We start from the raw sequence: 13103 nt of genomic DNA on the forward strand, positions 1-13103 counted from the left end.
CGAAATGGCGGAAGCTAAACGAATGTCTCCAATGCCACGAAGACGAAGAACACCGCCGACAGGGAGCTATTCACGTGGAAGAAGGCGGTGTTGACTCGGGAGAGATTGCCTGGGCTGACGAGCAAGTGTTCCCAGATGAGCAGGGCTGCCACGGCGGCGATGCCGAGCCAGTAGAAAAGCCCGAGGCCAAGCAGCATGCCAACTGCCACGAGGCAGAGTGCGGTGGCTGTGTGGGAAAGGGCGGAGAAGATTAGCGCTCCCGGTATGCCGAACCTCACGGGGACAGAGAAGAGCCCCTCTTTCAGGTCGATCTCGTAGTCCTGGCAGGCGTAGATCATGTCGAAACCCGCCATCCAGGTCACTACCGCCGCGCCCAGCAGCACCGTGCTCCACGCGAATTCGCCCGTAACCGCAATCCAGCCGCCCATGGGCGCCATGGAACCGGAGACTCCCAGCGCAAAGTGGCTGAGCCACGTGAAGCGCTTCGTGTAGGAATAAAACACCAGCCAGAATATCGCAATCGGCGAGAGCAGCACGCAGAGCCAGTTGAGCATGGCCGCAGCCAGCACCATCAGGGCGAGGTTGAAAATACTCGCGCCCCACATGAACTGCGGCGTGAGTATGCCTTGCGGCAGGGCGCGAATTGCCGTGCGCGGATTGCGGCTGTCGAGGTGGCGGTCGATAATGCGGTTGAGCGACATGGCCGCGGTGCGCCCCGTAGTCATCGCTACCGTGACCCAGATGAACTGCCACCACGTGGGCAGGCCCTCCGCCGCCAGCAGCATGGCGAGATAGGCAAACGGCAACGTAAATGCCGCGTGTTCGATTTTGATCGCTTCCAGGAACACGGGCACTTTGCGTATGACTGACCCCACGGAGGTTGAAGTCGCGCTCATGCTATCCCTCTCCCAATTCCACTTCCGTGTAGCTATTCATCGTCGAGCATCTCCGCGAGCAGCGTTTCCATGGTGGTGATTGGCAAGGGTCCGATGAACTTGGCAGCGATCTCACCATCCGGCGTAATGAAGAAGGTTTCGGGAATGCCGGAGACCCCGTACTCGATAGCGATCTTGCCGTTGGGATCAGGCCCACTGGGGTAGGTCTGCCCGAATACCTTGCGGAACTCGGCCGCAGCCTCCTCTGAGTCCCACAGGTTTATGCCGAGGATGACAACGCCGCGGTCTTGATAGCGCACATGCGTTTCCTGCAAAGCTAGCGCTTCGGCACGACACGGCGCACACCAGGAGGCCCAAAAGTTGATGATCACAGGCTGCCCTCGATAATCGCTCAGCCGCACCTCACGACCATCGCTGAGCGTGAGCGTAAAGTCCGGCGCCGGCCGGTTGTCCTGGCGAAGGAGGGTCGGCTCCAGATTGATGCCGGGCGAGAAGCCGGCCAGTTGCCCGCTCTGGGAAAGAACATAGAAGAGGAGCGCCAGCAGTCCCGCAACCATCGCGACAAAGAGCGGTATGAGAATGTACCGCAGCGGAATGCTCCGCGGCGGCGCTGCTGAGCTCACTGCACGATCTCCCAGATGTGCTCGATCAGGTACGCGAGATCGTCACCGCGAAAGACGGCAGTTCGCCCGTCCAGTCGCTCCTGGCGTGGAGAACCAAAGACGCTCTGATCCCAGATCTGCGTGTTTGTGACGGTAACCTGAATCTCGAATGGTGGCTGCAGCGACCACACCGGCGGCGGAGAAGCGGCGGTTACCACGCCACGCGCCACCTCGCCAAGCTCCGCCCGCACCTCAGCAGGAGTGCGCAGCTTGGCGGCCTGAAAGCCAAAGCCCCACTTCGTGGTGCACGTCCGCACACCCGGCAGCAGGCCCTCCGCCTCGGCGCAGGCGTGATTGTCGCCGCTCACCAGCACCACAGGCACGTCCTGTGCACCGCAGAGCGCGGCGTGGAGGCCGATCGTGCCCAGGTCCTGCCCATTGACCAGCACACGTGAAATACTCGGCGTGAGCGTCTGACACAGCACCGCACCCCACGTGCCGGCTTTGGCGGGGTGGCCCAGCAGCATAGCGGCATCGGCATTAGCAAGCTCGCCGAATCGCACCTGTTGGTGTTCGCCAAAAACGTAGATTGCACCGGGATGCAAGAGGTCTTCGTGAAACGGCACGAGACCCGTGGCATCGTGCACGACGATCTCCTGCGCACCGGCGTTCTGGGCTCCCTCAACGGCCGCCGAAATCTCGCGGGCCATCAGCCCGCGCGCTTCTTCATAGAGGAAGGCGGCCTCACTGTGCGGGTCTACCTGGTGACGATGCACAACGCCAGCGGTACCGGCGAATAGTGCGATGATGACAACTTTCATGGAATAGTCTCTTGTCGGCATCGCTGCAGCGATGCCTGTCTGCGATCATGCGCTACCCGGCGCGGTAACAAACTGCGGTACCCCGTGAAGATAGATTCCGCGCCCCCGCGCGGGGGCGAGCTTTCGCGGGAACCACCATTTCCCTATGTAAGCCACACGAAGAAATGAAAGTGGCGACTGGCTTCCTGAAGTCATTCCCATAAGTATTGAGTAATTCGCTGACAGATTCCGCTTTCCATTCTGAGGAGTTGACGGTGCATGTCATTCCGAGCGAAGCGTCGAACAGGGTTCGCGGAATCTAGGGTCCCTGCTCAACACACTTTCACGGCCTCAGCACTCTAGATTCCTCTCTTCGCTGCGCTTCGTTCGGAATGACATGTGTACTAGTCATGTCTAACACTGCGAAAGGTTGCTCTTGTTCTCAAATCTGTCAACGAATTACCTGACATGTACAGTTCCGGCGCAGGCCGGAATCCAGGGTGTGGGCGGCGAGGATAGATTCCGCGCCCCCGCACGGGGGCGAGCTTTCGCGGGAATGACGGAGTCCCTCGTGCTGTTTTCATGGCAATGACGGTTGAGCAGCGTAGTGGCGGCAGCATGGTCAAGCAACCAAGCAGTCCGCGTGATCGGCAGACTACATCGTCGGCCCAATTCGGTGGGGAGCGAATTCACGATGACCCAGGATTTCCGTTGCCGTGAGTAAGCCGTTGACGGTATCGAGCGTAAGGTCGAACAACTGCTCGCCCAACTCGCGGATGCTGGCCGTGCCTTCCAGCACCGGCACACCGGAGAAGTCGATGTTGTCCTGCATTTTCTCCACAGTCTGCGGATTGGCACACACCTTAATTACCGGCGCCACCGGATTGCCGAGCGGAGAGCCGCGTCCGGTGGTAAAGATGCAGACCTGCGCGCCGCCGGCCACCATGCCGGTAACCGATTCCGAGTCGTAGCCCGGGGTGTCCATCACCACCAGGCCCTTTTTGCTGGGGTAGTCGGCATAGCCGATCACCTCTTCCAGGACGGTCGTGCCGCCCTTGTAGATGCAGCCCAGCGACTTTTCTTCGATAGTCGTTAGACCGCCCTGAATGTTGCCCGGCGCGGGATTTGCGCCCCGAATCGACACACCCATCTTCAGCGCGTCCTCTTCAGCCTTGCGAACCACCCCGATGAGTTGCTCGCCGATTTCCGGCTCGCGCGCCCGCTGGGCAAAGATGTGCTCCGCGCCAATGAACTCCGCAGCTTCGCTAATCATCACCGTGCCGCCGGCTTCCACCAGCATATCGGAGACTACACCGGTAATGGGATTGCTGGACAACCCGCTGGTAGTGTCGGATCCGCCGCACTCGGTTGCCAAGACGAGCTCCGAGAGTGGGAATTCCTCCCGCTGCATGGTGGAAAGCTTGGACTGCAGCTTCTGCGCCATTTGCGCGCCTCCCTGGATTGTCTTGATGGAGCCGCCGGCCTCTTGTATCACGATGAGCTCCACCGGCTTGCCGGTCTTGGCGATGCCTTCGGCAATAAGAGGCGCTTCTGCTGTCTCGCAGCCCAGCCCGACCACGATGACAGCCCCGACGTTTGGATTGCTGCCGGTGCCAACCATGGTTTGCACAAAGAGGTCCGCATCCGCCCCCAATTGACCACATCCGTATTGGTGAATTGTCGTCACCGCTCCGGGCACGAGTTCCGTGATGCGCTGGCCCACGGTAGACGAACAAATCACTGATGGCAGAATTGCCAGGTGGTTGCGAATACCTACGCGACCGTCCGGCCTGCGGAAGCCCTTAAATGTCTCTGCACGTGCCACGGTGTTCACCCCCTTCCGGACTCTCTTGATGCTACTACCGACCTATCTAGCGTTGCATTCCTTCGTATTGTACTCTTCTCGTCAAAACAGTGTTGCCACTCCGCCAGGAGACCATTGCGTAACCCCGGCCGGATGCGCAAGTACTACCCCCTCTCCTTGGGGAGAGGGCCGGGGTGAGGGGATTTCTGCTTAACCCGTCATCTTTTCCAGCAAGACCGATACAAAAGAGTGCAATTACGGGAAAAAAGCTCCCAGATTGCAGGAATCTCCCCCTCACCCCCGTATCGTGTCGATACGCTGTATCGAGTTCGGGGCAGGCTCTCGCCCTCTCCCGGCGGAGAACCTTGCATAACCCCACTTTCAAGCAAGGGCACTCCCTCTCCCTGGGGGAGAGGGCCGGGGTGAGGGGATTTCTGCTTGCCCCATCCTCCTTACCTGCAAGTCCGATACGCAAAAGTGCAATAACGGGAAAAAAGCTCCCAGATTGCGGGAATCTCCCCCTCACCCTAACCCTCTCCCGGCGGGAGAGGGGACTTTCCCGTACCGGCAAGAGTTACGCAAAGGTCTCGCTAGGGAGAAAACGGCCGGATACGACGTCCGCGCCCAGTCTGTGCATGCGACGAGAAAGACTACGACATGGTTCGCTCTGCCGAGCGCTGCAAGTTGCACTCTCCCTTATGCCAAAGTGCTGAAGTTTGGGCGATACTGCACGGCTGAACCGCAATTCAGCAAAAATCACGCGCGCATCCTGCAGAATTTGCGGGTAATTTGACATTAACGAGCATGTAGCATACAGTGAATCCCTGTGCTACTGCACAATTTTGCTTGACACGATGAATGAGCAATTCCATGACACAGAATCTGCAAGCACGAATCGCCAAGTAGCTACGACTCTCGCCGATTGAATGAGGAGACGATATACATGCCCAGGATCATAATCTTTAGCGAAGATGCGCGTAACGCCATGATGAGCGGAGTTGAGCAAGTCGCCGACACGGTTCAAGCCACACTTGGCCCCAAGGGGCGCAACGTGGCGCTGAGCTACAAGGACAAGCTCCCTATCGTTACGCACGACGGTGTCACCGTTGCCAAGGAAATTGAGCTGGTCGACAACTTCGAGAATATGGGCGCTCAGCTCATGATACAGGCCGCGAGCAAGACCAATGACGTTGCCGGTGACGGCACGACTACCGCCACCGTGCTTGCCCACACGCTCATAACTGAAGGACATCGCCACATCGTCGCGGGCGCCAATCCCATGATTCTGAAGCGCGGTCTGGAGAAGGCCGCTCGGTCAGTGGTCGAGGAGTTGAGAAAGTCTTCCACGCCGGTAAGCGGCAAGGACCAGGTTACCGAAGTTGCCACTATTTCGGCTGGCGATGCCGGCATCGGTGAACTCATCGGCGAAGTGATGGACAGAGTGGGTAGAGACGGCCTTATCACCGTGGAAGAGGGACAGAGTCTTGGCATTTCAGTCGAATACGCGGAAGGGATGGAATTCGATCAGGGTCTTCTCTCTCCGTACTTCATTACCGACTCCCTCAATATGCATGCCGTAATCGAAGAGCCATACATCTTCATTACCGACCAGAAGATTGAGTCACTGGAAGAGATCTTGCCGCTCTTGGAGCGCATGGTGCAACGCGGCGAGAAGAATCTGGCCATCATTGCCTTGGAAGTAGATTCCCATGCCCTGGCAATGCTCATCACCAATAAATCACGCGGTGTTTTGAATTGTATCGCGGTGAAGGTGCCTGGGTTCGGCGACCGGCGCAAGGAAACGCTGCGAGATATTGCTATCGTCACCGGCGGCCAGTTAATTTCTGAAGAGGCCGGGAAACGCATCGAGGAAGTGGAGATTGAAGATCTTGGCCGCGCGCGCCGGATTGTCGCAGATAAAGACACCACTGCCATTATCGAGGGGCATGGAGACGTCGACGAGATTGCCGCGCGTGTGAACCAGATCAAGTCGCGGTTGAAGGATGGCGCCCCTGAATTCGATCGCGAAAAGCTGGAGGAGCGCGTAGCCAAACTCTCCGGCGGCGTAGCAGTGATTCACGTGGGCGCAGCCACCGAGATTGAGTTGAAGGAGAGGAAAGACCGCATTGACGATGCGCTTTCAGCCACGCGCGCCGCAGTCGAGGAGGGCATTGTGCCTGGCGGCGGGATTGCCCTCATTAACGCGGCGTCCGGCCTGGATCGCCTGCGATTGAAAGGCGATGAAGCGGTGGCGATACCGGTAATGCGCAAGGCCTTGGGAGCGCCGCTCAAGCGCATCGCCCACAACGCTGGACTGGATGACGCGGTTATTGCCCAAGACGTGCAGCGTTTGGCGAAGAACCGGCGCAACAAGAATACGGGCTATAATGTGCTGACCGGTGAGTACGTGGACATGATAGAGGCGGGGATTATCGACCCCCTCAAAGTGGCGCGCTCAGCAGTCGAAAATGCGACCTCGGTTGCTTCGATGGTGCTCACTACTGAGGCGCTGGTCGCCGACGTGCCGAAGGAAGATGTCGAAGTTGAGGGCACGCCTGAGTTTTAGTGACAGCTCCGCACAATGAATGCTATGGCCCCTCCAGCGCGGAGGGGCCTGCGTTTTCCCCCACCCCATCCCCGAACACTCAATCGCCGAAATTGTGCCTCCCGCGCGCGTGAGACACGCACGCGTTCGCACACGGCTGCGGCCCTGCACAGCGCCTGCGCCGGCTATTGATACCTTTCCCAAGATCGACTTCCCTAATCGGAATTTGGCGTAGATTTAGGGGATCGCGGCCCTAAAGACAACCAGATTCGGAACGTGTTTGGCAAGGTCTGATGATACTATGTAAATAAGGACCGAATGTGCCGCTACAAAGGAGTAGAACTCATGAATAGGCGGGCATTGCTGATTGCAATTGGCTTGATCGTCGTCGTGGTTGGTGGCGCGGGGGCTTGGTGGCTCGGGTCGCCCTTGTTTATCAACACGGTTGTCGAAGAGGAACTCCCATTCGAGATCCCGACCGCCGCAGAAATGGATGAAATGTCGGAGGACGAGCGTGAGAAGGTAGCCGCAGACGTAATGGATGCGGCGGCCAAAATGCCGGATAAAGAGATGGAAGAAGATATGCCGGAGATGGCGAATGACGCCCAACCGGTGGTGGTTGCGGAGGGCCAGTTCCAAGATGCCGACGAATTCCATAAAGGTACCGGCACTGTGACGCTCTACCGCTTGGCGGACGGCACGCACCTGCTGCGGTTCGAGGACTTCCGCGTGACCAACGGCCCGCAACTGCATGTATTGCTGGCGAACCATGCCGACCCTGTCAATCGTGCCGACCTTGAGGAAGGATACATCGATCTGGGTGGGCTCAAAGGGAACGTAGGCAGCCAAAACTACGAGATTGCGGCTGACATTGCCATCGACCCCATTAACAGCATCGTGATCTATTGCAAGCCCTTCCATGTGGTCTTTTCCACGGCTGCGCTTAGCAGCGGAAGTTAGCTTGAAGTCGAATTCCATAACGGACTAGAATGCCAAGTGAAGGCTGCCAAGCATGTAAGTAAACGGGTATCCCTAGGGGTACCCGTTCTTCGTACTTGCTTTTCGCAGCGATATAGAGTACCAGTCCATTCCGGGTGACCATGGGTGAGGTAGTGACCATATGACGGAACTGACCAACGAGCAACAACAGGTAATAGAGCATCCTGACGGGCTGCACGGTAAGGTGCTTGCTGTGGCTGGTTCCGGAAAGACTACGACCATGGCGTACCGCATTAAGCATTTGCTTCAAGAACACCAAGTAGCCTCACACCAAATCCAGGTGTTGATGTTCAACCGGTATGCACGTGAACAGTTTATCGAGAAGCTCACCGAGATTGGAGTGTCCGAAGGGCAGCAGCCTCCAGTCCAGACTTTCCATGGCTATTCGTATGGGGTGATAAATACTTTAGGATACCGTACTTGGATTGGTGACTCCGAGGGGCTTGCCCATTTGGCTCTAAAAAAAGCCATCTCCCAGGTGTGCCGAACAAAGAGACTGGATGAGGACGAAATTGATGTTGCTGAGGCTGGGCTTGCGATTGGTCTGTGGAAGGGAACTTTGACCCCTCCGTCTCAAGCAGGTTACCACGGTGAAGGCGGTGACAATTACATAGCGGTGTACAAGGAGTATGAAGAGATTCGGCTAAGCGACAATGCCATTACGTACGATGACTTCGTTCCCTTAGCACTAAGCGCACTCGAAAAGGATAATCTGTCGCGGCAATCGACATCAAATAAGCTGCGATACATAATCGTGGACGAATACCAAGACGTCAACTTTGGTCAACAGAAGCTAATTGAGTTCTTGGCCAGAGATGGAGCCGACATAATGGTGGTAGGCGATGACGACCAGACGATCTATGAGTGGCGGGGAGCGCGCAGCGATTTCATACTTGGCGGATTCGAGAATGTATTTGATAACAAGCGGCATCGCGCCTATACACTGACTAACTCCTTCCGATTTGGCTATAGCATCGCGCAGTCAAGCTACAATGTAATCCTCCACAATGCGAGCCGCTACAACAAAGACTTGATTACCAATGATCCAGCAGACGACAGCAAGGTAACTCTCATTACTGATCGAGAGGATCAAGGAGAGAGTGCCAATCGACTACTAGCGGAAGAGATCGTTTCTCTGGTAAAAGACAAGGGAGTCGCTCCTTCTGAGATTCGGGTACTGGGCCGCACCTACTCCCAGCTAAACTCAATCTCCATGGAATTCTTGACTAAGCAGATACCTTTCAAGGTGATTGGACGCGCTCCATTCTTGCAGGAAGGTGAGTGCCAAGCACTCCTCAATTACGTACGCCTCGGTGCAAGCATGAATGAGGTCCTCAATTCTGCCGCTAGTCAACAGTTTCTAGGTGTCGCCAACAAGCCTAGGCGGTTTCTCTTGCGAAGAGATGTAGAACGAATGCTGAATTCTGGACAACAAAGAGAAATGAGTCTAGGAGATTTGCTTTGGGAGACGATACAGGACAAATCGCAGTTCTCTCGAGGTACCGCCAAAGAGAACCTAGAAGACCTGACATCGATTCTGGAAGACATTCACCGCCGATTACATAGAGACGGTAAGCTCGCCCCGGCCAGTCAAATACTTGAGTGGATAGACAAAGAAGTGGGGTTTCGACAACATTACTCGGACTATTACGGCCATGATGTAGAGGCACTTTCACGCATGGAGACAGTGAAGGCATTCATTTCCTATGCAAAGTGGATTGAATTGGATTGGATTCAGTTCATTGGTCATGTGGACAATACCGATACAACCCTAGGCCGACCCGATCACGAATGCATCAAGATGTCGACTATCCACAGCGTCAAGGGGCTAGAGTTCAAATACGTCATTATTCCCGATTGTAAGGAAAGGCACTTGCCTGTGATAGGCAAGAATGACAATCCAACTTACCACAGGGATGATCCAAAACGTACGCCGAAGCCATCGGAATGGCTTGAAAACGAGCGGCGATTGTTCTATGTCGCGGCAACACGGGCGAGCAGCGAGATATTCATTGGTGCTCCTGCACTGTTGGGAAAAAGTGAAAAGAATCCAGAAGAAGGGCAGGACGATCGACCGAAGTCCTCACGGTTCTTGGAAGAGATGGAACTGGATCCGACTCAGGCAGTGGCAGCCGAGTTGGTGCGAGCGGCCCGAGGCGACCGCAACAATAAGCTAACGGAAGTCTGCCAACGTTTTTCAGGCTACCATCATATTGTTACACCACTGAAGACACTTTATTTGCAAAAACTACCTACGTGGGTCCAAGAACCGCTGCAAAGTGTCAAGACTACAGTGGCACGGGTGTTTGGATACAAACAGGAGTACGACGATCCCATTGAGCGCACCCGATTAAGGCCCAAGCTGCCGGAAGGCGCAGGCGGCACAGCGGCCGACATGGGAGAAGAACAAGCAAGCGTGACGTTTGAAGAAGGTGTGCGCGGGTTGCTTGGCCGCGATATATCGGCGGCTGAGTTGCGCGTGGCACGATTGCTGGCGAATCAACAGGATGGTGCCTATTATGTAGACGGCGAGAAAGCCGTGCGTTTTGAGGGCGACCGCGTGCCGTATGCGATTGGTCAGGATGTTGCTGCGGAAATACTGCGGCGGCAGGAGCATATTGATGCTGGCATCCGTCAGGGTGAGCAGGCAACAGGCGAGCTGACGGGCGATCAGTTGGCGTTTGCGCGATATGGTGCCCAGCGCATTGCGATCAACGAGTTGAAGGAAACGGATGCCGAGTTGGTGGCCTTGGGCGCAAGGGCGGCGGCTCGTGCGGCGAGGACGTGGAAGTTGGCTCCGCCGTACCATATCGAGCGGATATCGCGGCATGTAGCGCGTACTGACCAACCAAGAAGGTGAGGGGAGTGCCTTTCCGGTAGCTGGTGTTCTCGATCAGCCTGAGGGTGGAGAGGTTTTGTTTAGCGGTCTCGGTCTGACGCCTGAATCGTTGCAATGGGCTGAAAAGTTGGTGGGCAAGGCCTACGGCAAGTGGTCTGAGTTGCCGCGTCGCGCAAAGATACCCATGCTTCTACAGAACTGGCGCAAGGCATCCCAATAGTAGGGTTGATCTCCGTACAGCTATGAATGTAGTATTCGCAGCTATTGCTATGAATTACTGTAGACTTGCTTATGAGTTGGCGTTGCCCAATTTGGTGCAATGCCAAGCGCCGACGGTCGGCGCTCGTTTTGTACGTGATGCCGATTTTCACATGTTCATGCCGGGTCGGGCGCAGCCGATTCAGTGTGCGACGCGACCGGGGCGGCGATTTCTTGCGTTTGCTCGGCTTCGCGGGTAAGCGGCCAGAAGAAGAGCGCCGTTCCCGCAGCCATGATCAAGGAGGCGGTGAAGACGTGGGCGACGCGCAGCGCCGTAGGCAAGCCCATGAGCACCTGCGTAAAGCCAAGTGTGATCTGCAACGCCAGGAGTGCGATCACGAGAATTCCCAGGTATTTCGCACTGGTTTGGTCCACGCGCAAACGCCAGCCCGCCAGCAGCGCGAGGGCAATCGCGAAGACGTAGGAAGCATACCTGTGGCCCATATGCACTTCCTCGAGGACACGGCTTGAGCCGCCCCCGCCATCGCAGCTCAGCACGCCGTGGCAAGCAATTCCGGCTCCCATGCCGACGACCAATGCGCCGGAGACCACGACGAGCAGGCCGGCCGCTAGGGCGGCAATACCCCGCCATCTCGGCATGCCATCTATACTCAGCGCACGATTCTGCACATGTACGGCGCCCATTACAGTCGCGGCAATAAAGAGCATGGAAATCGTGAGATGGGAACCCACGAGCAGAGCCGGTAACTCTGTGAGTACCGTCACTGCACCCAGCACAATCTGCACAACGAGCAAGATGGAGAATGCAAGCACGATGGGTCGTATCTGGCGCAGGCTGCCTTGACCGAACCACGCCTTGACTAACACCCAGACCACGCCAACGGTCAAGAACAACGCCAGGAAGCGATGCACAAACTCAATGACTGCTGCCGTTTCGAAAGGCGGAATCACTTGACCTGAACAGAGCGGCCAATCGGGACACCCCAGTCCCGAGCCCGTTGCCCGTACCACCGCTCCCCATAGAATATGAATGAGGGCCAGTGCGACGACACTCCACATTACCCGCTTCACCCACGTTTCGGGGTGTTTCATCGCATTACTCACGCTTTCCTCCTCTTGTGTACGATCCTGCTTAGAGTGTAGCACTAATCCTGCTTTGATGACACTATTTCACGAAAAAATCGAGTTGCCAGGGGGGTGCATCCGTGTCATTATCATGGGCAAAGCAGTTGCCGCCCTAGAATCGGCTTGAAGTCGCCTGCTCCCACATAGATAGCAGTCTCGGAGCGTAGGCGGTCCGGCAAAATGGGCATAGCAGCGGGTAGATTACGTTTTTCAGCAAGGAGGCATCCATGTCGGGAAGAGTCAAAATTGTTGCCCTCGAATCGGCACACCCCCACATACACAGCTTGATCAGGCAGGCGCAAGAGCAAGAAGGCGCTGAGTTTGTCGGCTTTGCCGATCCCAATCCCAAACGCCGCGCTCTCACCAAGGAGCGCAACGAGTTTGACGATGACATGGTCTTTGCCGACTATGAACGACTTCTCGACGAGCGCCAGCCGGATGGTGCGCTCATTTGTTCCACCAATGCCGATCACGTCAAATACGTGGAGGCGCTGGCGCAGCGCGGCATTCACATCATGTTGGAGAAGCCGTTTGCCGCGAGCCTCTCGGATGCCGACCGCATGATCGCCGCGTGCGAACAGCATGGTGTGACGCTAATGATCAACTTTCCCACGGCGTGGGGTCCGGCCTTGCGGCGGGCGCGCGAGATTGCGCAGTCCGGTGCGTTGGGGCAGGTCTTTCAGATCGCTTTTCGGGGCGGACACATGGGACCCACCGGCGACTTTGACACGTGGTGGTACCGCCCGCAGGACGGCGGTGGCGTGTTGCTGGACTACTGCTGCTATGCGGCCAATGTCTTTACGTGGATTCTCGGCAAGCAGCCCCGCCAGGTCTGCGGCATGGCCGACACGCTGGTGAAGCCGGTACGGTCCGAGGACAATGCCGTACTGCTGCTGCGTTACGACGACGCGCTCTGCGTCAGCCAGGCCACCTGGACCCGCTTCGGACCCGAGCCGATCCACGGGCCGGTCATTAACGGCACCGAAGGCAGCGTAACCATGGTTGGCAGAGAGCAGCTCAAGCACTGCACGCAGGAGAACCCCGAAGGCGACATCATCGACGTGCCGCCGCTGCCGGAACCGCACATGCAGAACGGACCTGCGTACTTCGTCCACGCGCTGCAGAGCGGCACGCCCATCGAAACGCCGTGCGACCCCGCTTTCAACCGGGACGGACAGGAAATCCTGGAAGCGGGCAAGATCGCGGTGCAGACCGGTGTGACCGTGAATCTGCCCATACTGCCGGCCTAGGCTGAACATCCTAGCAACTCAGTT

At 57.0% G+C, this 13103-nt stretch carries 9 protein-coding genes; 4 read left to right on the forward strand and 5 right to left on the reverse strand.

Annotated features, from left to right (window positions below; genetic code table 11):
* Nucleotides 1-14: 14 nt before the first annotated feature.
* The 4 genes from ubiA to OXE05_12025 form a co-directional block, all read right to left on the reverse strand.
* Complete coding sequence (gene ubiA / locus OXE05_12010) at nt 15-896, reverse strand: putative 4-hydroxybenzoate polyprenyltransferase (protein ID MCY4438042.1); 882 nt, start codon at nt 894-896, stop codon at nt 15-17.
* Between the two features lie 32 nt (nt 897-928).
* Nucleotides 929-1453, reverse strand: coding sequence for a redoxin domain-containing protein (locus OXE05_12015; GenBank protein ID MCY4438043.1), 525 nt, complete (start codon nt 1451-1453; stop codon nt 929-931).
* Between the two features lie 62 nt (nt 1454-1515).
* On the reverse strand, nt 1516-2319 hold the full coding sequence (locus tag OXE05_12020) for a M55 family metallopeptidase (GenBank protein ID MCY4438044.1): 804 nt from the start codon (nt 2317-2319) through the stop codon (nt 1516-1518).
* Between the two features lie 634 nt (nt 2320-2953).
* Nucleotides 2954-4123 carry a UxaA family hydrolase gene (locus OXE05_12025; protein ID MCY4438045.1) on the reverse strand — a complete coding sequence of 390 codons (1170 nt, stop codon included), beginning with the start codon at nt 4121-4123 and terminating at the stop codon, nt 2954-2956.
* A gap of 922 nt (nt 4124-5045) precedes the next feature.
* Between OXE05_12025 and groL the strand changes: the two genes are divergently transcribed.
* From groL to OXE05_12040, 3 genes are all read left to right on the forward strand, one after another.
* The gene (gene groL / locus OXE05_12030) at nt 5046-6668 is read left to right on the forward strand and encodes a chaperonin GroEL (GenBank protein MCY4438046.1); all 1623 of its coding nucleotides are present in this window, start codon (nt 5046-5048) and stop codon (nt 6666-6668) included.
* Between the two features lie 324 nt (nt 6669-6992).
* Nucleotides 6993-7607: a DM13 domain-containing protein gene (locus OXE05_12035; GenBank protein MCY4438047.1), complete on the forward strand. Its 615-nt coding sequence runs from the start codon at nt 6993-6995 to the stop codon at nt 7605-7607.
* Nucleotides 7608-7767: 160 nt separating this feature from the next.
* The gene (locus OXE05_12040) at nt 7768-10506 is read left to right on the forward strand and encodes an ATP-dependent helicase (GenBank protein ID MCY4438048.1); all 2739 of its coding nucleotides are present in this window, start codon (nt 7768-7770) and stop codon (nt 10504-10506) included.
* A gap of 354 nt (nt 10507-10860) precedes the next feature.
* On the opposite strand, the gene OXE05_12045 is transcribed toward OXE05_12040, so the two are convergent.
* Nucleotides 10861-11808: a COX15/CtaA family protein gene (locus OXE05_12045; protein ID MCY4438049.1), complete on the reverse strand. Its 948-nt coding sequence runs from the start codon at nt 11806-11808 to the stop codon at nt 10861-10863.
* Between the two features lie 248 nt (nt 11809-12056).
* On the opposite strand from OXE05_12045, the gene OXE05_12050 reads away from it, so the two are divergent.
* The gene (locus tag OXE05_12050) at nt 12057-13079 is read left to right on the forward strand and encodes a Gfo/Idh/MocA family oxidoreductase (GenBank protein MCY4438050.1); all 1023 of its coding nucleotides are present in this window, start codon (nt 12057-12059) and stop codon (nt 13077-13079) included.
* The last annotated feature ends 24 nt before the right edge of the window (nt 13080-13103 follow it).

The organism is Chloroflexota bacterium (genome assembly GCA_026710945.1).
In the GTDB taxonomy this organism is placed as follows: Bacteria; Chloroflexota; UBA11872; order VXOZ01; family VXOZ01; genus VXOZ01.

Coding starts and splice junctions, on each gene's coding strand:
- OXE05_12035 (MCY4438047.1), top strand. CDS start 6,993: ATGAATAGGCGGGCATTGCTGATTGCAATTGGCTTGATCGTCGTCGTG.
- ubiA (MCY4438042.1), bottom strand. CDS start 896: ATGAGCGCGACTTCAACCTCCGTGGGGTCAGTCATACGCAAAGTGCCC.
- OXE05_12020 (MCY4438044.1), bottom strand. CDS start 2,319: ATGAAAGTTGTCATCATCGCACTATTCGCCGGTACCGCTGGCGTTGTG.
- groL (MCY4438046.1), top strand. CDS start 5,046: ATGCCCAGGATCATAATCTTTAGCGAAGATGCGCGTAACGCCATGATG.
- OXE05_12040 (MCY4438048.1), top strand. CDS start 7,768: ATGACGGAACTGACCAACGAGCAACAACAGGTAATAGAGCATCCTGAC.
- OXE05_12015 (MCY4438043.1), bottom strand. CDS start 1,453: ATGGTTGCGGGACTGCTGGCGCTCCTCTTCTATGTTCTTTCCCAGAGC.
- OXE05_12050 (MCY4438050.1), top strand. CDS start 12,057: ATGTCGGGAAGAGTCAAAATTGTTGCCCTCGAATCGGCACACCCCCAC.